The organism is Streptomyces canarius, assembly GCF_014650735.1.
GTDB classification, from domain to species: domain Bacteria; phylum Actinomycetota; class Actinomycetes; order Streptomycetales; family Streptomycetaceae; genus Streptomyces; species Streptomyces olivaceoviridis.
On sequence record NZ_BMVN01000006.1, the window covers coordinates 82,931 to 100,177 of the forward strand.

Genomic DNA, 17,247 nt, shown 5'->3' on the forward strand with positions numbered 1-17,247 from the left:
CTAGCCGGTGAGGCTCGTCTCGTGGACCGTGTCGAGTCTCGCCTCCTTGCCGGTGCGTTCCAGGCGCAGGCGGGCCGAACGGCCGCTCAGCGTCAGCGTCATGAGCTGGTTGCCGAACCACGGCCCTCCCCGCTTGCGCCACCGCACCGGCGGCCGGGGCGTGCGGCCGTGCCGGGCGAGGAGGCGGCCCAGGACGCGGGCCGGCGCGCTCCAGCCGACGCGGAAGCCGACCCGCATGGCCGCCGGCACGGAGTTGTGCACGGGTGAGCAGGTGAGCTGGACGACGGGGACGCCGAGGTCGCCGGACCGCCAGGTGGCCTCGGCGACGTAACCGTGGTGCACGTCCCCGGAGAGCACGCACACGCTCGCCGGGGCGCCCGGCGCCGCCGCGACGTCGGCGATGAGGGCGGCGAGGTCGGCGAAGGAGCGGGGGAAGGCCGCCCAGTGCTCAAGGTCGGCCCCGCGCCGCAGCCACTCGCCGAAGCGGGCCCAGCGGGCGCCGCGTTCCCCGGCGCACAGGGCCGCGTCCCAGCCCTCGGTGTCGTGCACCAGGTGCGGCAGCAGCCAGGGCAGGGAGGTGCCGATCAGGAGGTGGTCGTAGGCCCCCTCGTCGCCAAGGACCTGTTCGCGCAGCCAGTCGGCCTCGCCCGGGTCGAGCATGGAGCGGCGGCCCTCCTCCAGGACCCGCGCGGCCCGGGAGTCGACCATCACCACCCGGACCCGGCCGAAGTCGCGCCGGTAGCTGAAGCGGACCGTGGAGGAGTCGGCGTCGGCCTGTTCGGCCAGGGCGCGCAGTGCCTTCGTACCGTCCGGGGTGGCGCGGACGGCGGCCCAGGTGGGGTCGTCGTCCAGTTCGGCGGGGGACAGGTTGCCCAGGTGCTGGTGGACCCAGTACGACATCAGGCCGCTCAGCAGCCGTTCCTGCCACCAGCCGGTGGCCCGCATGTCGGCGAGCCAGGAGGCGGAGGTGTTCCAGTCGTCCACGATGTCGTGGTCGTCGAAGATCATGAAGCTGGGCACGGTGGACAGCAGCCAGCGGACCTCCGGGTCGAGCCAGGATTCGTAGTAGAGGTGGCAGTACTCCTCGTAGTCGGCGACCTGGCCGCCGGGCGGTTCGTCGAGGTTCCGGCGGCCGGTCAGCCAGCGCCGGGTCTCCTCGGAGGTCTCGTCCGCGTATATCTGGTCGCCCAGGAGCAGCAGGACGTCGGGGCGCTCGGCGTCGGGGTCGGCAGCCAGGCGGACGGCCAGGGTGTCGAGGGCGTCGGGGCCGACCGGGTCCTTGCCGTCCGCCGGGGGCGCGGCCCAGCGGCACGACCCGAAGGTGACGCGGACGGCGTCGCCGGTGCCGGGCGTGCGGATGACGGAGGGCGGGAAGCGGGAGTCGGGCAGCGGCCACACCGGGGTGTCGTCGAGGAACACCTCGTAGGAGGGGGCGGTGCCCGCTTGGAGCCCGGTCACCGTGACGAGGGCGTAGTGGTGCCCGGCCACCTGGAAGGTGGCGGCCGTGCCGCCCGCGCCGTCGGAACAGCGCACCTCGACCGTGCAGGGCCCGCTCGTCTCGACCCACACGGTCGCGCGGGAGCCGTCGGTGTACCTCAGCAGCGGTCCCAGGCGCAGTCCGGCCATGTGATCGCCTCTCTGTCTCGTACGGCACGGGAAGGAACGACCCCAGCGACGGTACAGGCGTCTGGGACCCGTCCGGGCGGGCACGTGTGAGGAGACCGGGGCGGGGCGGCTCCGGTGAGGGGTGAGGCGGAGAGGTGGTGTCGTGACCGAGCACGGGCGGGCGACGGAGGCACGGGAGGCCCGGGGCACGACGGGCGAGGACGACCTGCTGCGGGGGTTCGAGGTGGACGACCGGCAGCCGGAGCGGCCGGTGCTGCTGGACGCCGGCGGCCGGCCGGTCGAGACCTGGCGGGAGAACCACCCCTACGACCACCTGATCGGCCGGCGCGAGTACGAGCGGACCAAGCGGATCCTCCAGATCGAACTCCTCAAGCTCCAGCGCTGGGTGAAGGACACGGGCCAGCGGATCGTCGTGGTGTGCGAGGGGCGGGACGCGGCCGGCAAGGGCGGCACCATCAAGCGGTTCACCGAGCGGCTGAACCCCCGGGGGGCCCGCGTGGTGGCGCTGGACAAGCCGACCGAGCGGGAGGCGGGGCAGTGGTACTTCCAGCGGTACGTGACGCACCTGCCGGCCCGCGGGGAGATGGTCTTCTTCGACCGGTCCTGGTACAACCGGGCCGGGGTCGAGCGGGTCATGGGGTTCTGCGCGGAAGCCGAGCACCGGCAGTTCCTGCGGCAGGCCCCGCTGTTCGAGCGGCTGCTCACCGACGACGGCATCCTGCTGGTGAAGTTCTGGTTCTCGGTGTCCCGCGCCGAGCAGCGGACCCGGTTCGCGATCCGGCAGGTCGACCCGGTGCGCCGCTGGAAGCTCTCCCCGACCGACCTGGCCTCCCTCGACCGCTGGGACGAGTACACCGCGGCCAAGGTCGACATGTTCCGGGCGACCGACACCGCGCACGCGCCCTGGACGGTCGTGAAGAACAACGACAAGCGGCGGGGCCGGCTGGAGGCGATGCGCAGCCTCCTGGACCGTTTCGACTACCCGGCCAAGGACCGCGAGGCGGTCGGCACCCCCGACCCGCTGGTCGTCGGCGCCGCGGACACCCTGCTCGAACCGGGTGAGGAACCCACGGCCCTGTCGCCGACCCCGCTGGCCGGACCGGGCGGCGGACCCGGGAACCACCCCGACCCCGCGGTGCCGGCCGGCCGCGGCCACAGGTGAGGAGGAACCCGGACCATGGGAACGGTGGTGCACGTCCCGCAGACCCGGGACATGATCGGGGACGAGCTCTCCGGTGATGAGGCCTTCACCGCGCTGCGCCGCTACGGGGGCGCGCGCCTGCTGCTCGACGCCTTCTCCCGGTTCCGCTACGCCGACGGCTTCACCAACGCCCGCGCCCTCGGCTTCCAGATCGTGCTGGGCCTGGTGCCGTTCACCATCGCGCTCGTCGGCCTCGCCACGGCCGCGCACACGGAGAGCCCGGGGCGGATCGTCGAGCTGACCCTGGGCAGGATCGTGCCGGGCGCCAGCGCCGACGTGGTCCGCGAGGCGCTGCGCGGCACCCGCCGCACCGCCGGCTCCGACGCGTGGAGCACCGTCGCGCTGTGCCTGGGGCTGGCCTTCTCCGTCCTCAACCTGGCCTCGGCGATGGGCCAGGTGGAGCGGGGCGCCAACCGGATCTACGGCGTCGAACGGGACCGGCCCTTCCCGCGGAAGTACGGCAGGGCCGTGCTGCTCGCCTTCGCCGCCGGCGTGCCCATGGTCCTGGGCTTCCTGGTCCTGGTCGCCGGCCGGGCCGTGACCGCCGCGACGGCCGAGGCGCTGGGCACCTCCCGGCCCCCGGGGTGGTGGGGCGCCCTGGAGGTGCCCGTGGGAACGGCCCTCGCCTGGATCGCCTCCGCCGTCATCTTCCGCTGGTCGCCGCGCCGGGACCAGCCCGGGTACACCTGGCTGGCGTTCGGTTCCGGCGTCCACCTGGTGCTGTGGGTCACCGCGACCTGGCTGCTGACGCTCTACGTCTCCCGCAGCGGCTCCTTCGGCGCCGTGTACGGGCCGCTCACCGCCTTCGTGGCCCTGCTGCTGTGGGCCAACCTGACCGGGATCGCCCTGTTCCTGGGCATCGCGTTCGCCGCGCAGCTGGAAGCGGCCCGCGCCGGTCTGGGCCGTGCCGTCCGGCCGGACCCGGGGCCGGGCCCCTGAGCCCCGGCCCCGGTGCGCGGATCAGGACTTCACGAGGCGGCGCACGTTGTCGACCGAGCCGCACCCGGACTTCAGCTGCCGCTCACGCTCCTCCCGGAACGCCGCGCCCAGCTCCTCGCGCCGCTCCGCCGCCACGTTCTCGCGCGCGCCGTTGAGGATGGTGCGCTCCTCCTCGTCGGCGTGGTGGGTGACGGCCTCCACCAGCGCCTCCAGCTTCTCGTCCCACTCCTCGGAGCCGACCTCCTCGACCTCCAGGAGTTCCAGCAGGGCCTCGTTGCCCTCGTCGTGCTCGTGCTCGCCGTGCTCGACCTCTTCGTCGTCGATGTCCTTGTACCGCTTCAGGGCGGGGTAGACCTCGGCCTCCTCGGCCAGCGCGTGCGCGATCAGCAGGTCCGCGAACTCCTCCAGCGCGGACGCACGGTCGGCCTCCACGCTGCGCATGAGGCGGAACAGGTCCTCCATACGCCGGTGGTCCTGGAGGATCAGCTCGACGACATCCCGGGTTTCGGCCATGGAACGGGCACCACTTTCGTACGTACGGCACTACCGTGCCAACGGATGGGTCCCCACCGCCTACCCCCGCCGTCCGCGTTGATGGCCTCCCGGCTCCGCGCTGTACCTTCGTCCTCACGTCGTAGAGGAGAGTCAACGTGAGCAAGTTCGTCCGGCCTGCGGCCGAGGGCGCCGACCCCTTCGGCACCGCCCGTCTGCGTCGCGGTGTCCTCGACGCCTGGGCGACCAGCCCCGCCCGGTTCCGGGAGGACGCCAACGCCGAGGAGGACCTGGTCCTCGGGGGATACCGGGACCGGCTCGTCGTCGAGCTGGCCCAGAACGCCGCCGACGCCGCCGCGCGGGCGCACGTGCCGGGGCGGTTGCGGCTCACCCTCCGCGACGGCGTGCTCGTGGCCGCGAACACCGGGGCCCCGCTGGACGCGGCCGGTGTCGAGTCGCTGTCCACGCTGCGGGCCTCCGCGAAGCGGGACGCCGAGGCCACGCCCGGTGCCGTCGGCCGGTTCGGGGTCGGGTTCGCCGCCGTGCTCGCCGTCACCGACGAACCGGCGATCGTGGGGCGGCACGGGGGTGTGCGCTGGTCCCTCGCCGAGGCCAGGGAACTGGCCGCCGACACCGCCCGGCACAGCCCCGGGCTCGGGGACGAGGTGCGGCGGCGGGACGGGCACGTGCCCCTGCTCCGGCTGCCCTTCGCCGCCGAGGGCACCGCTCCCGAGCCGTACGACACCGCCGTCATCCTGCCGCTGCGGGACGCCGCCGCAGCCGATCTCGCCGAGCGGCTGCTCGACGGCGTCGACGACGCCCTGCTCCTCGCCCTGCCGGGGCTGGCGGAGGTCGTCGTGGAGGTCGACGGCGGGGCTCCCCGCACGCTCAGCCGGCGTACCGACGGCCCCTTCACCATCGTGGAGGACTCCCGGGACGGCATCACCAACTGGCGTACGGCCTCGGCGAACGGGGCGCTCACGCCCGAGCTCCTCGCCGACCGGCCGGTCGAGGAACGGCTGCGACCGCACTGGTCGGTGACCTGGGCCGTGCCCGTCGACGCCTACGGTGCCCCGGTCCGGCCCCGTACGAGCCCCGTCGTGCACGCGCCGACGCCGAGCGACGAGCCCCTCGGCGTGCCCGCCCTGCTCATCGCCTCCTTCCCGCTGGACACCACCCGCCGGCACGCGGCTCCCGGCCCGCTCACCGACTTCCTGGTGGAGCGCGCCGCCGACGCCTACGCCGGACTGCTCGCCTCCTGGCGGCCGGTGCTGGCCGGGATCATCGACCTCGTGCCGGGGCCGCTCGGCAAGGGCGTGCTGGACGGGGCCCTGCGGCAGGCCGTGCTGGAGCGGCTGCCGCGGACCGCCTTCCTGCCCCCGGCCGTCGAGGTGAAGGGCGACGACGAACTGCCGGAGGCGCTGCGGCCCCGCGACGCCGAGATCGTGGAGGGCGCCGGCGCCGACACCGTGCGGGTGCTCGCCGAGGTGCTGCCGACCCTGCTCCCGGCGGGGCTGGAGCGGCGCGCCGAGCTGCGCACCCTCGGGGTGGCCCGGCTGCCGCTCGCCGACGCCGTCGACCGGCTCGCCGGGCTGGAGAAGGAGCCGCAGTGGTGGTGGCGGCTGTACGACAGCCTCGCCGGAGTGGACCCCGAGCGGCTGTCGGGGCTGCCGGTGCCGCTTGCCGACGGGAGGACCACGATCGGGCCCCGGCAGGTGCTGCTGCCCGCGCCGGACGCCGCCCGGATCGATCCGGACGTGCTCGGGCGGCTCGGGCTGAAGGTGGCGCACGCGGACGCCGCGCACCCGCTGCTGGAGAAGCTGGGCGCGCTGCCCGCGACCCCCCGCGCGGTGCTGACCACCCCTCAGGTGCGGGCCGCCGTGGCGGGCTCACTGGAGGACGACGGCGCCCTCGGCTGGGAGGAGGACGCGCCGGACGCCGAGGAGCTGGCCGACACGGTGCTCGCACTGGTGCGGGACGCGGGACTCGAACCGGGGGACGAGCCCTGGCTGGGCGCCCTCGCGCTGCCCGACGAGGACGGGGAACTCGCGCCCGCCGGTGAGCTGGTGTTCCCCGGCAGCCCCTTCGCCCGGGTCATCCGGGAGGGTGAACTGGCCGCCGTGGACGCCGACCTGGCGGAGAGGTGGGGTGAGCAGCCGCTCGCCGCGTGCGGGGTGCTCGCCGGCTTCGCGCTCGTCCGGGCCGCGGACGTCGTCCTGGACCCCGACGAGCTGGAGCCCCGGGAGGGCGACTACGCCGAGCCCGACGACGCCGGTCTGCTGGACGCCGTGGACGTGTGGTGCGAGGACATCCTCGACCGGTTCCCGGACAGCCCGGTGCCGCCGGTCGCCACCGAACTCGTCGCCGTCCGCGACCTGGACCTGGTGGACGACGACCACTGGCCCGAGGCGCTCGCCCTGCTGGCCCGGCCGCCGCTGCGGGACGCCCTCGTCCAGCCCGTGCGCGTCCTGCTGCCCGACGGCACCCACGAGGTCGTACGGCCGTACACCGCGTGGTGGCTGCGCGGGCACCCGGTGCTCGACGGGCGGCGCCCGGCCGGGCTGCTCGCGGCCGGCGGGGACCGGCTGCTGCGCGGGCTGTACGACGAGGCCGACGCCACCGGGTTCGAGGACGCGCAGGTGCTGCGGGCGCTCGGCGTGCGCACCTCGGTCGGCGCGCTGCTGGACGAGCCCGGCGGAGCCGCCGAACTGCTGGACCGCCTCGCCGACCCGGAGCGGCCCGTCACGCCCGCCCAACTGCACGGGTTGTACAGCGCGTTGGCGGAGCTGGATCCTGAGCAGGTGACCCTGCCGGAGGAGCTGCGGGCCGTGGTCGACGGGCGCGTGGAGGTCGTGGACGCCGGGTCGGCCGTCGTGGTCGACTCACCGGACCTGCTGCCGTTCACCTCGGGTGTGCCGCTGCTGCCGGTCCGGCCGGCGCGGGCCGCCGAACTGGCCGAGCTGTTCCAGGTGCGGCGGCTGAGCGAGTCCGTCACCGGTGAGGTGCACTCCGAGGGGACCGAGCACGACGTACCGGACGCGGTGCGGGTGCTGCTCGGGCCGCGTACGCCGGACACCTATGTCGAGCACGAGGAACTCGTCGTGGACGGCGTGGAGATCGACTGGCGGCTCACCGACGACGGCGTGCCGCACGCGGCCACCCTGGAGGGGGTCGCGGCGGGGCTGGCCTGGGCGGCGGGGCAGTGGCCCCGGCGGTTCGAGGTGGCCGCGCTGCTGGAGGACCCGTCGCGGACGGAAGAGCTGGCGCGGGACCGGTGGTTCGACTGACCCCGGCCGGTTCCGCCGGGGCCGGTACCCGCTGAAACACACCCGCACAGAATTTTCACGACTCGTACAACCTTTCACTTCGTCCCCGCGTCACATCTGTGGAGTCACCCGACTCCCCAGATCTCAACGTGGGGACCACACATGCGCATGCGTGCCTCTGTCGCCGTCGTCGGCGGCGCCCTGGCCCTGTCCGCCCTCGCCGTCCCGGCCGCCCAGGCCGACGGCGGCTACGGCGACACGAAGATCACCAAGGTGGTGGTCGACGGTGACAACAAGGTGCAGATCGGCATCTCCAGCGCGGTGACCGTCAAGGTCAGCGTCACCGCCACGGACAACTCCGGCATCAAGGGCGCCGACGAGTTCACCCTCTACGGCCCCGACAACGGGTACGCGGGCACGGGCAAGCCCACCTGCACCAAGGTCAACGCCACCACCTCGACCTGCACCGCCTCGGTGAAGATCGACCCGAAGACGGACTACCTCACCAACAAGAGCGCCGGCACCTGGTACGTGGACGCGTGGGTCGACGCCAAGGACGGGGACTTCGTCTGGAAGCACAAGGCCGGCTCCTTCTCCTTCCAGCGCGCCGCCAGGCTCACCGCCAACGCCTCCCCGGAGCCGGTGAAGAAGGGCAAGACCGTCACCGTGACGGGCGCCCTCACCCGCGCCAACTGGGAGTCGCTGAAGTACGGCGGCTACGGCTCGCAGTCCGTGAAGCTCCAGTTCCGCAAGAAGAGCTCCAGCACCTACACCACGCTGAAGACCATCAAGGCGGACACCAAGGGCAACCTGAAGACGACGACCACCGCCACGGTCGACGGCTACTTCCGCTTCTCCTTCGCGGGCGGCTCGACCACCTCGGCGGTCAACGCCACGGGTGACTTCGTCGACGTGCAGTAAGCGGCACGCGTCCGGCCCCGGGAGTGCCTGCCGTCGCTCCCGGGGGCGGAACGTTCCTTCTCAGTTGTGTCATGTGCGGGTAATCCTCGGCCCAAATCTGGCCGGAAAGAGGTCTTGCCGTACAACCCGCCCCCTGCCTCGCGGATCTGATCGCATGAGTCGACCGACTCCACGATCACTTCTCCCTCCAGGGGAACGCACATGCGCATACGTGCCACCGTGGCCGCCGTCTCCGGCGCCCTGGCCCTCTCCGCCTTCGCCGTCCCGGCCGCACACGCCACCGGTGACTCCGGCACGCCGTACACGCTGAACGTCAGCTTCTCGAACGTCACCATCGCCAAGGCGATCAAGGTGGGCACCACCAACGAGGTCAGTGCCACCTACTCGTACACGCTGACGCACGGCTCGGACGTGGACATCGCGGCGAAGGACTTCTACTCCGACGCCTTCCTCTACAAGGGCTCGTACGACACCTCGACCGCCGAGCTGTACGGCGACAACCCGGCGACCTGCACCCCCGTCACGACGACGACGGCCACCTGCAAGGGCACCGTCGACATCTACCCGGCCGACGGGGACCTGAAGAGCGCCTGGGCCGGTTCCTGGGGCGTGGCCGCCGAGGCCGTCGCCTTCAACGGCCAGGACCAGAACAACCCCGACCTGAGCAAGGTCGGCTACAAGGACAAGAGCGGCCTCGGCAGCACCCTGGTGCAGCGCTACTCCAAGCTCACGGCCAACGCCGGCCCCGAGCCGGTCGCCAAGGGCAAGACCCTCACGGTGACGGGCAAGCTGACCCGGGCGAACTGGGACGACCACCTGTACCACGGCTACACCAGCCAGCCGGTCAAGCTCCAGTTCCTCACGGCGGGCACGTCCACCTGGACCACCGTCAAGACGGTGACCACGGACTCGTCCGGCAACCTGAAGACCACCACCACCGCGAACTACGACGGCTACTGGCGCTACAGCTTCGCGGGCACCTCGACCACCCCGGCCGTCAACGCCGCGTCCGACTACGTCGACGTGAAGTAGCGGCACCCCACCGGACTCAGTCCGGGAAGCGGCGGCCGACCCACCTCCACAGGTACTCCAGGGCGGCCGCCGCCACCGCGGCCACGCCGACCGCCGTCCACGGCAGCTCCATGCCGACCAGCTTCAGCGCGAAGAAGTCCTGGAGCGCCGGGATCGCGAGGACCAGCAGGAAGGCCACGGCCATCGCGGCCACCAGGGCCACCCGCCACCAGGTGTAGGGGCGGGCGATGATCGCCAGGACCCACATGGAGATCAGGAACAGGGTCAGGGTGGCCGCGCTCGTCTCCGCGCCCAGGGCGCCGGGGCCGGTGTAGTGGTGCCGCGCCAGCAGGTACGTGGCGAAGGTCGCGACCCCGGCCAGCACCCCGCCGGGGACCGCGTACCGCATCACCCGGCGCACGAAGCGCGGTCTCGCCCGCTCCTTGTTCGGGGCGAGGGCCAGGAAGAAGGCCGGGACGCCGATGGTGAGCGTGGACAGCAGGGTCAGGTGCCGGGGCAGGAACGGGTACTCCACCTGCCAGCACACCACCAGCACCGCCAGCAGCACCGAGTAGACCGTCTTCACCAGGAACAGCGTCGCCACCCGCGTGATGTTGCCGATCACCCGGCGGCCCTCGGCGACCACCGAGGGCAGGGTCGCGAAGCTGTTGTCCAGCAGCACGATCTGGGCCACCGCCCGCGTGGCCTCCGAACCGGAGCCCATGGCGACCCCGATGTCCGCGTCCTTCAGGGCCAGCACGTCGTTCACGCCGTCCCCGGTCATCGCGACCGTGTGCCCGCGCGACTGGAGCGCGCCCACCATGTCCCGCTTCTGCTGCGGGGTCACCCGCCCGAAGACGGTGCCCGCGTCCAGGGCCTTCGCCATCTGCGGCCGCTCGGCGGGCAGCCGCCGCGCGTCCACCGCCGTGCCCTCCAGGCCCAGCTTCGCGGCGACCGCCCCGACCGAGACCGCGTTGTCACCGGAGATGACCTTCGCGCGGACGTCCTGCTCGGTGAAGTAGCGCAGGGTGTCGGCGGCGTCGGGCCGCAGCCGCTGTTCCAGGACGACCAGGGCGGTGGGGCGGGCGCCCCGGGCCGGCTCGGCGTCGTCCAGGTCGCGGTGCGCGCGGGCCAGCAGCAGCACGCGCAGGCCCTGCTCGTTCAGGCGCTCGGTCTCGGCCAGCGCCGGGTCGTCGGCGCCGAGGAGCACGTCCGGGGCGCCCAGCAGCCAGGTGCTGGTCTCGCCGTCGCCCTCGCTGAACGCGGCCCCGCTGTACTTGCGGGCGGAGGAGAAGGGCAGCGACTCGACGCAGCGCCAGTCGTCGCTGTCCGGGTAGGCGTCGATGATGGCCTGGAGGGAGGCGTTGGGGCGGGGGTCGGACTCGCCGAGCGCGCCGAGCACCTTGCGCAGGTACGTCTCGTCCGCGCCGTCCAGCGTCCGCAGCTCGGTGACGTCCATGCCGCCCTCGGTGAGCGTGCCGGTCTTGTCCAGGCAGACGGTGTCGACGCGGGCCAGGCCCTCGATGGCCGGCAGCTCCTGCACGAGGCACTGCTTGCGGCCGAGCCGGATGACGCCGATCGCGAAGGCCACGGAGGTGAGCAGCACCAGCCCCTCGGGGACCATCGGCACGATCCCGCCGATCGTGCGGGCGACGGAGTCCTTCAGGTCGTCGTTCTTGACGACGAGCTGGGTGATGACGAGTCCGACGGCCGCCGGGACCATCATCCAGGTGACGTACTTCAGGATCGTGGAGATGCCGGTGCGCAGCTCGGAGTGGACGAGCGTGAACCGGGACGCCTCCTCGGCGAGCTGGGCGGCGTAGGCCTCGCGGCCGACCTTGGTGGCGGTGAAGGCGCCGCCGCCCGCGACCACGAAGCTCCCGGACAGCACCGGCTCGCCGGGGCGTTTGACGACGGGGTCGGCCTCACCGGTGAGCAGCGATTCGTCGATCTCCAGCCCGTCCGCCTCCGCGCACACCCCGTCGACCACGATCTTGTCACCCGGACCGATCTCGATGAGGTCGTCCAGGACGATCTCATGGGTGGCCACCTCGGTCGCGACCCCGTCCCGCCGTACCGTCGGCCGGGCCTCCCCGATCACCGCGAGCGAGTCCAGGGTCTGTTTGGCCCGCCACTCCTGGACGATGCCGATGCCGGTGTTGGCGAGGATCACGAAGCCGAAGAGGCTGTCCTGGATCGGCGCCACGAACAGCGTGATCAGCCACAGGACGCCGATGATCGCGTTGAACCGGGTGAAGACGTTGGCCCGGACGATCTCCCCGAGCGACCGGCTGCCGCGCACCGGTATGTCGTTGACGAGGCCCCGGCCGACGCGGTCCGCGACCTCGGCACCGGTCAGCCCGGTCGCGGGGCGCCCCGGCAGGGCCACGGGATGCACGGGGTCGAGTTCGGCACCCGCGTCTATATGGCTCATGCAGTCGACGGTACGTGCGATATCGCCCGCCCGCCCACCAAACGGGCCCGGGGGCGGAGCCCCCGGTGGCCGGCCGGGCTATTCGGCCGGCGTCGCCCGCACGGCCGCCGACCGCTTGATCGCCGCGTCCCTCTTGCGCACGTACCAGACCCCGATCAGTCCCAGCCCGCCCCCGGCCAGGCACGTCCACAGCCACCACAGGTGCCCGTGGTCCTCGAACCAGCCGTAGAAGGGGAGCTGGACCAGGAAGAGGACGAACCACACGAGGGTGCCGCCGGTGATCGTGGCGACCACGGGCCCCTCCAGGGGCTCCGGCGCCTCGTGCTTGGGGGTCCACTTAGCCATGCGCACAGCTTAAGCGCCGCCAGGGTCTACGCGCGGAGATGGCGATCTGCGACTCATATGTTCATACTGAAACCGTTTGTCTTTGACCACTTCTGATCGTAGGAAACTCCAACGGGGCTCGGGGGAACCCCGCTGGTGATGAGGTCCCGCATGTCCACCTCGGCACCCGCCAAGGTCCCCACCCCCGAGAAGCCGGGTGGCGCGCCCGCCTACGGCGCCCTCGACCGCTACTTCAAGATCTCCGAGCGCGGCAGCAGCCTCGCCCGTGAGGTCCGTGGCGGTTTCGCGACCTTCTTCGCGATGGCGTACATCATCGTGCTGAACCCGATCATCCTCAGCAGCGCGAAGGACATGTACGGGCACCACCTGGACAACGGCCAGCTGGTGACGGCGACCGCGCTGACGGCCGCGTTCTCCACGCTGCTGATGGGCGTCATCGGCAACGTGCCGATCGCGCTCGCCGCCGGCCTCGGCGTGAACTCGGTCGTCGCCCTCCAGCTCGCGCCGCGCATGTCCTGGCCGGACGCCATGGGCATGGTCGTCCTCGCCGGTTTCGTGGTCATGCTGCTGGTCGCCACCGGCCTGCGCGAGCGCGTGATGAACGCCGTGCCGTTCGGCCTGCGCAAGGCGATCTCCATCGGTATCGGCCTGTTCATCATGCTGATCGGCCTGGTCGACTCCGGTTTCGTCACCCGTATCCCGGACGCCGCCCAGACCACCGTCCCGGTCCAGCTCGGCACCGGCGGTCACCTCACCGGCTGGCCGGTACTGATCTTCGTCCTGGGCGCGCTGCTCACCTTCGCGCTGATCGTCCGCAAGGTGCCGGGCGCGATCCTCATCTCCATCGTCGGCATGACCGTCCTCGCGGTGATCATCAACGCGGTCGCCACGATCCCGTCCTGGGGCCTGACGGTCCCGAAGTGGCCGGGCAACCCGGTCGCCACCCCCGACTTCGGCCTGGTCGGCCAGGTGAGCCTGTTCGGCGGCTTCTCCAAGGTCGGCGCGCTGACCGGCATCCTCTTCGTCTTCACGGTCCTGCTGTCGTGCTTCTTCGACGCGATGGGCACGATCATGGGCATCAGCGACGAGGCCAAGCTGACGGACGCCGAGGGCTACATGCCGGGCATCAACAAGGTCCTCTTCGTGGACGGGCTCGCGGTCGCGGCGGGCGGTGCCAGCTCCTCCTCGGCCACCACCGCCTTCGTGGAGTCCACGGCCGGCGTCGGCGAGGGCGCCCGTACCGGCTTCGCGAACGTCGTCACGGGCGGCCTGTTCGCCGTCGCGCTGTTCCTCACCCCGATCGCCACGATGGTCCCGTCCCAGGCGGCCACCCCGGCGCTGGTCGCGGTCGGCTTCCTGATCCTGTCGAACTCCATCAAGGAGATCGACTGGGCGGACTACACCATCGCGATCCCGGCGTTCGTGACGATGCTGATGATGCCGTTCACCTACTCGATCACGAACGGCATCGGCATGGGCTTCATCACCTTCACGGTGCTGCGGCTGGTCGCCGGGCGGGCCCGGGAGATCCCGGCGGCGATGTACGTCGTCTCGGCGGTCTTCGCCTTCTACTACCTGATGCCGGCCCTGGGCCTGACCTGACCGGCGGGCGTCAGGTGACGCCGTAGAACCTCTCCGTCTCCTCGACGGCGGCCTGGAACCGCTCGTCGAAGTCATCCCGAATGAGCGTCCGGACGACATAGTCCTGGACGCTCATTCCTCTTCTCGCCGCGTGCTGCCGGAGCCGTTCGAGCAGCTCCCCGTCCATCCGCAGGCTGAGCACACTGGTCCCCATGTCCAGAGGGTCGCCACAGCCGGCCGTCCGATGCGTCCATTTCCGGACCCGGCTCACCCGTACGGGTGATCGGAGGGTTGAGTGGCGGGCGTCACGGGCATCTTGGGCACGCCCGACTGGTCTTTAGCGAGAGTAATGAGTTACGCTAAAGAACATGCCGGACCTTACCCATGGCGACGACGCAGCCGCCGTGAACGCACTCCGCTCCGCAGTGATGCGGTTGTCCCGTCGGCTCAAGCACCAGCGGGTCGACGAGTCGCTGAGCCCCACCGAGATGTCGGTGCTCGGCACCCTCGCCCGCTGCGGCTCCGCCACCCCGGGCGAACTGGCCCGCAAGGAGCACGTCCAGCCGCCGTCGATGACCCGCATCGTCGCGCTGCTCGAAGCCAAGGGGCTGGTCAGGCTGGAGCCGCACCCCGAGGACCGGCGCCAGAAGGTCGTCACCCAGACCGAGCAGGCCGAGGCCATGCTCGAAGAGAGCCGCCGCAAGCGCAACGCCTTCCTGGCCGGCCTGGTCGAGGGCCTGGACGAGGACGAGTGGGCCGCCCTGCGCACCGCCGCCCCCGTGCTGGAGAAACTCGCACACCTGTAAGCGCGCCATCCGAGGAGGCGAACCCTTTTGAGTACGGGATCCGGAACACCTTCCGCCCCCGCACCGGCCCCTACCACCCCTGTCGTATCCCGTAAGTCCTCGATGTTCAGCTCGCTGAAGATCCGGAACTACCGCCTCTTCTTCATCGGCCAGGTCGTCTCCAACACCGGCACCTGGATGCAGCGCATCGCCCAGGACTGGCTGGTCCTCAGCCTCACCGGCTCCTCCGCGGCCGTCGGCATCACGACGGCCCTCCAGTTCCTGCCGATGCTGCTGTTCGGTCTCTACGGCGGCGTCCTCGTGGACCGCCTGCCCAAGCGCCCCGCCCTGCTGGTCACCCAGAGCGCGATGGCCCTCACCGGTCTCGTGCTCGCCGCGCTGACCCTCTCCGGGCACGTCCAGGTCTGGCACGTCTACGTCGCCGCCTTCGCCGTCGGCCTCGCCACGGTGGTCGACAACCCGGCCCGGCAGTCCTTCGTCTCCGAGATGGTCGGCCCCGAGCAGCTACAGAACGCGGTCAGCCTGAACTCGGCGAACTTCCAGTCCGCCCGGCTGGTCGGCCCCGCCGTCGCCGGCCTGATGATCACCGGTGTGGGCACCGGCTGGGCGTTCCTCGCCAACGGCCTGTCCTTCGCCGCGCCGATCGCCGGTCTGCTGCTGATGCGCGCCCGCGAGCTGCACGTGGTCGAGCGCGCGCCGCGCGGCAAGGGCCAGCTCCGCGAGGGCCTGCGGTACGTGGCGAAGCGGCCGGAGCTGATCTGGCCGATCGTCCTGGTCGGCTTCATCGGCACCTTCGGCTTCAACTTCCCGGTGTGGCTGTCCGCCTACGCGGACCACGTCTTCGACGCCGGAGCCGGTGCCTACAGCCTCTTCAACACCCTGATGGCCGTCGGCTCCCTCGTCGGCGCCCTGCTGGCCGCCCGGCGCGGCACGGCCCGGCTGCGCGTGCTCATCGCCGCCGCGCTGGCCTTCGGCACGCTGGAGACCGTGGCCGCGGTGGCGCCGTCGTACTGGCTGTTCGCGCTGCTCATGGTCCCGATCGGGGTCTTCGGCTTGACGGTGAACGTCACCGCGAACACCGCCGTGCAGATGGGTACCGACCCGGCCATGCGCGGCCGGGTGATGGCCCTGTTCATGATGGTCTTCATGGGCGGTACGCCGCTGGGCGCGCCGGTGGTCGGCTGGATCACCGACACCTACGGCGCCCGGATCGGCTTCGCGGCCGGCGGTGTGGTGTCGGCGGCTGCGGCCGGGGCGATCGGCCTGGTCCTGGCCCGCATCGGCGGCCTGCGCCTGTCGGTGGGCTGGCACCGCGGTCATCCGCAGGTCCGGTTCGTGCCGCGCGAGCGGGAGCAGCTGGCCACGGCGGCGTGAGCCGCCCGGCCGCCGCCGTCAGCGTCCGCCCGGAGGGTCCTGGTCGACCCTCCGGGCCAGCACCTGTCCCGGCCAGTCGTCCGGGCCGTGGGTGTAGGTGTGCGTCGGGGTGAAGCCGTTGGCCTCGTAGTAGGCGACGAGCCCGCGGTCGCCGCCCGCGTAGCAGTCCACCCGGAGCAGGCCCACGCCGGCCCGCCGGGTCGCCCCGGCGGCGTGCGCGAGCAGCGCGCTGCCCACGCCCTGCCCCTTGAAGCGGCGGTCGGAGGCGAGCCAGTGGATGTACCGCTCGGGCTCGCCGGGCGGCGGCAGGTGGGACAGGTAGGCGCCGGGCCCGTCGGTGAGCGTGAGCGTGGCGGCCGGCACGCCGTCCACCTCGGCGATGTACGGGGTGCCCTCGGCCAGGGCGCGCGCGACCGCCTCGACGGTCCTGGCGTGCCCCGACAGAGGCTCGGTGCCCCACTGGCCGGTCCGCCCCTGTGAGACGAGCCACTCCACACTGCTGTCGAGCATGCCCAGTATCGCGGGCAGGTCGTCGGGGCCGCCTTCGCGGACGGTGATCGCCATGGGCCCATCATGCCCGCCGGGGTCTGGGATCGTGAGGTGCATGAGACTCTTCGCCGCCGTACTGCCCCCCGGGGACGCCGTGGAGGAACTCGCCGCGGAGGTGGCCCGGTTGAGGCGGCTGCCGGATGCCGGCCGGCTGCGCTGGACCGCCCGCCCCGGCTGGCACTTCACCCTCGCGTTCTACGGCGAGGTCGCCGACGACGTCGTACCCGCCCTGTCGGACCGCCTGGCCCGCGCGGCCCACCGTACGGCCCCCTTCCCGCTCTCGCTCGCGGGCGGCGGCCAGTTCGGCCGGGGCCGGGCGCTGTGGACGGGCGCCCGGGGGGACGTGGAGGCGCTGCGGCTGCTGGCCGACCGGGCGGAGGCGGCGGCGCGGAAGGCCGGGGTGCCGATGGGGGAGCACCGGCGCTACACGGCCCATCTGACGCTGGCCCGCAGCCGGGACGCGGTGGACGTACGGCCGTATGTGGCGGCCCTCGCGGAGTTCGCCGGCGAGAGCTGGACCGTGGCCGACCTGGCGCTGGTGCGCAGCCGGCTGCCGACGTCCGGGGTGCCGGGGGAGCAGCCGCGGTACGAGGTGGTCGAACGGTGGGCGCTGGGCGGGGCCGGTTAGTCTCGCATACGTGGACCCGAAAACCCGGAACCGGATCATGGCCGGTGCGCTTGTGTTGATGTTCGTGGTGGTGG

General features: G+C 72.3%; 15 protein-coding genes. 9 read left to right on the forward strand and 6 right to left on the reverse strand.

The genetic code is table 11. The annotated features are described in order from the left end of the window. The gene (locus IE294_RS11150) at nt 1–1,626 is read right to left on the reverse strand and encodes an alkaline phosphatase D family protein (protein WP_189884846.1); all 1,626 of its coding nucleotides are present in this window, start codon (nt 1,624–1,626) and stop codon (nt 1–3) included. A 142-nt stretch (nt 1,627–1,768) separates the two neighbouring features. Here IE294_RS11150 and ppk2 point away from each other — a divergent pair, with 142 nt between their 5' ends. Next, nucleotides 1,769–2,788: a polyphosphate kinase 2 gene (ppk2, locus tag IE294_RS11155; RefSeq protein ID WP_189884848.1), complete on the forward strand. Its 1,020-nt coding sequence runs from the start codon at nt 1,769–1,771 to the stop codon at nt 2,786–2,788. 15 nt (nt 2,789–2,803) lie between these two features. Then, nucleotides 2,804–3,766, forward strand: a complete 963-nt coding sequence (locus IE294_RS11160; RefSeq protein ID WP_189884850.1) for a YihY/virulence factor BrkB family protein — start codon at nt 2,804–2,806, stop codon at nt 3,764–3,766. A 21-nt stretch (nt 3,767–3,787) separates the two neighbouring features. Here the strand turns inward: IE294_RS11160 and IE294_RS11165 are convergent, their stop codons facing one another. After that, nucleotides 3,788–4,279, reverse strand: a complete 492-nt coding sequence (locus IE294_RS11165; protein WP_189884852.1) for a hemerythrin domain-containing protein — start codon at nt 4,277–4,279, stop codon at nt 3,788–3,790. Between the two features lie 137 nt (nt 4,280–4,416). Between IE294_RS11165 and IE294_RS11170 the strand changes: the two genes are divergently transcribed. From IE294_RS11170 to IE294_RS11180, 3 genes are all read left to right on the forward strand, one after another. Next, on the forward strand, nt 4,417–7,545 hold the full coding sequence (locus IE294_RS11170; RefSeq protein ID WP_189884854.1) for a sacsin N-terminal ATP-binding-like domain-containing protein: 3,129 nt from the start codon (nt 4,417–4,419) through the stop codon (nt 7,543–7,545). A gap of 141 nt (nt 7,546–7,686) precedes the next feature. Further along, nucleotides 7,687–8,445, forward strand: coding sequence for a calcium-binding protein (locus IE294_RS11175; protein WP_189884856.1), 759 nt, complete (start codon nt 7,687–7,689; stop codon nt 8,443–8,445). Between the two features lie 201 nt (nt 8,446–8,646). Continuing rightward, complete coding sequence (locus IE294_RS11180) at nt 8,647–9,477, forward strand: hypothetical protein (protein ID WP_189884859.1); 831 nt, start codon at nt 8,647–8,649, stop codon at nt 9,475–9,477. A gap of 16 nt (nt 9,478–9,493) precedes the next feature. Here IE294_RS11180 and IE294_RS11185 read toward each other — a convergent pair whose 3' ends face one another. Together IE294_RS11185 and IE294_RS11190 are read right to left on the reverse strand one after the other, a co-directional pair. After that, nucleotides 9,494–11,890, reverse strand: a complete 2,397-nt coding sequence (locus tag IE294_RS11185; RefSeq protein ID WP_189884860.1) for an HAD-IC family P-type ATPase — start codon at nt 11,888–11,890, stop codon at nt 9,494–9,496. Nucleotides 11,891–11,968: 78 nt separating this feature from the next. Further along, nucleotides 11,969–12,235, reverse strand: a complete 267-nt coding sequence (locus IE294_RS11190) for a DUF2530 domain-containing protein (RefSeq protein WP_189814472.1) — start codon at nt 12,233–12,235, stop codon at nt 11,969–11,971. A gap of 150 nt (nt 12,236–12,385) precedes the next feature. Here IE294_RS11190 and IE294_RS11195 point away from each other — a divergent pair, with 150 nt between their 5' ends. After that, complete coding sequence (locus tag IE294_RS11195; protein WP_189884862.1) at nt 12,386–13,837, forward strand: NCS2 family permease; 1,452 nt, start codon at nt 12,386–12,388, stop codon at nt 13,835–13,837. Nucleotides 13,838–13,847: 10 nt separating this feature from the next. Here IE294_RS11195 and IE294_RS11200 read toward each other — a convergent pair whose 3' ends face one another. Then, nucleotides 13,848–14,030 (reverse strand): ribbon-helix-helix protein, CopG family, encoded by a 183-nt coding sequence (locus IE294_RS11200; protein WP_189884864.1) that lies wholly within the window; start codon nt 14,028–14,030, stop codon nt 13,848–13,850. 154 nt (nt 14,031–14,184) lie between these two features. On the opposite strand from IE294_RS11200, the gene IE294_RS11205 reads away from it, so the two are divergent. Then, nucleotides 14,185–14,622: a MarR family winged helix-turn-helix transcriptional regulator gene (locus IE294_RS11205; protein ID WP_041665295.1), complete on the forward strand. Its 438-nt coding sequence runs from the start codon at nt 14,185–14,187 to the stop codon at nt 14,620–14,622. Nucleotides 14,623–14,724: 102 nt separating this feature from the next. Further along, entirely contained in the window at nt 14,725–15,996 is a 1,272-nt protein-coding gene (locus tag IE294_RS11210) for an MFS transporter (protein ID WP_189884867.1), read from the forward strand. A gap of 18 nt (nt 15,997–16,014) precedes the next feature. Here the strand turns inward: IE294_RS11210 and IE294_RS11215 are convergent, their stop codons facing one another. Further along, the gene (locus IE294_RS11215) at nt 16,015–16,560 is read right to left on the reverse strand and encodes a GNAT family N-acetyltransferase (RefSeq protein WP_189884869.1); all 546 of its coding nucleotides are present in this window, start codon (nt 16,558–16,560) and stop codon (nt 16,015–16,017) included. Nucleotides 16,561–16,600: 40 nt separating this feature from the next. On the opposite strand from IE294_RS11215, the gene thpR reads away from it, so the two are divergent. Beyond that, nucleotides 16,601–17,173 carry an RNA 2',3'-cyclic phosphodiesterase gene (gene thpR, locus IE294_RS11220; RefSeq protein ID WP_189884871.1) on the forward strand — a complete coding sequence of 191 codons (573 nt, stop codon included), beginning with the start codon at nt 16,601–16,603 and terminating at the stop codon, nt 17,171–17,173. The last annotated feature ends 74 nt before the right edge of the window (nt 17,174–17,247 follow it).

What these genes read in the sequence shown, in the direction of transcription:
- IE294_RS11180 (WP_189884859.1), top strand. Translation starts at nt 8,647, where the DNA reads ATGCGCATACGTGCCACCGTGGCCGCCGTCTCCGGCGCCCTGGCCCTC.
- IE294_RS11175 (WP_189884856.1), top strand. Translation starts at nt 7,687, where the DNA reads ATGCGCATGCGTGCCTCTGTCGCCGTCGTCGGCGGCGCCCTGGCCCTG.
- IE294_RS11160 (WP_189884850.1), top strand. Translation starts at nt 2,804, where the DNA reads ATGGGAACGGTGGTGCACGTCCCGCAGACCCGGGACATGATCGGGGAC.
- IE294_RS11210 (WP_189884867.1), top strand. Translation starts at nt 14,725, where the DNA reads ATGTTCAGCTCGCTGAAGATCCGGAACTACCGCCTCTTCTTCATCGGC.
- IE294_RS11200 (WP_189884864.1), bottom strand. Translation starts at nt 14,030, where the DNA reads ATGGGGACCAGTGTGCTCAGCCTGCGGATGGACGGGGAGCTGCTCGAA.
- IE294_RS11190 (WP_189814472.1), bottom strand. Translation starts at nt 12,235, where the DNA reads ATGGCTAAGTGGACCCCCAAGCACGAGGCGCCGGAGCCCCTGGAGGGG.
- IE294_RS11215 (WP_189884869.1), bottom strand. Translation starts at nt 16,560, where the DNA reads ATGGCGATCACCGTCCGCGAAGGCGGCCCCGACGACCTGCCCGCGATA.
- IE294_RS11185 (WP_189884860.1), bottom strand. Translation starts at nt 11,890, where the DNA reads ATGAGCCATATAGACGCGGGTGCCGAACTCGACCCCGTGCATCCCGTG.
- IE294_RS11165 (WP_189884852.1), bottom strand. Translation starts at nt 4,279, where the DNA reads ATGGCCGAAACCCGGGATGTCGTCGAGCTGATCCTCCAGGACCACCGG.
- IE294_RS11205 (WP_041665295.1), top strand. Translation starts at nt 14,185, where the DNA reads ATGCCGGACCTTACCCATGGCGACGACGCAGCCGCCGTGAACGCACTC.
- IE294_RS11195 (WP_189884862.1), top strand. Translation starts at nt 12,386, where the DNA reads ATGTCCACCTCGGCACCCGCCAAGGTCCCCACCCCCGAGAAGCCGGGT.
- thpR (WP_189884871.1), top strand. Translation starts at nt 16,601, where the DNA reads ATGAGACTCTTCGCCGCCGTACTGCCCCCCGGGGACGCCGTGGAGGAA.
- IE294_RS11150 (WP_189884846.1), bottom strand. Translation starts at nt 1,626, where the DNA reads ATGGCCGGACTGCGCCTGGGACCGCTGCTGAGGTACACCGACGGCTCC.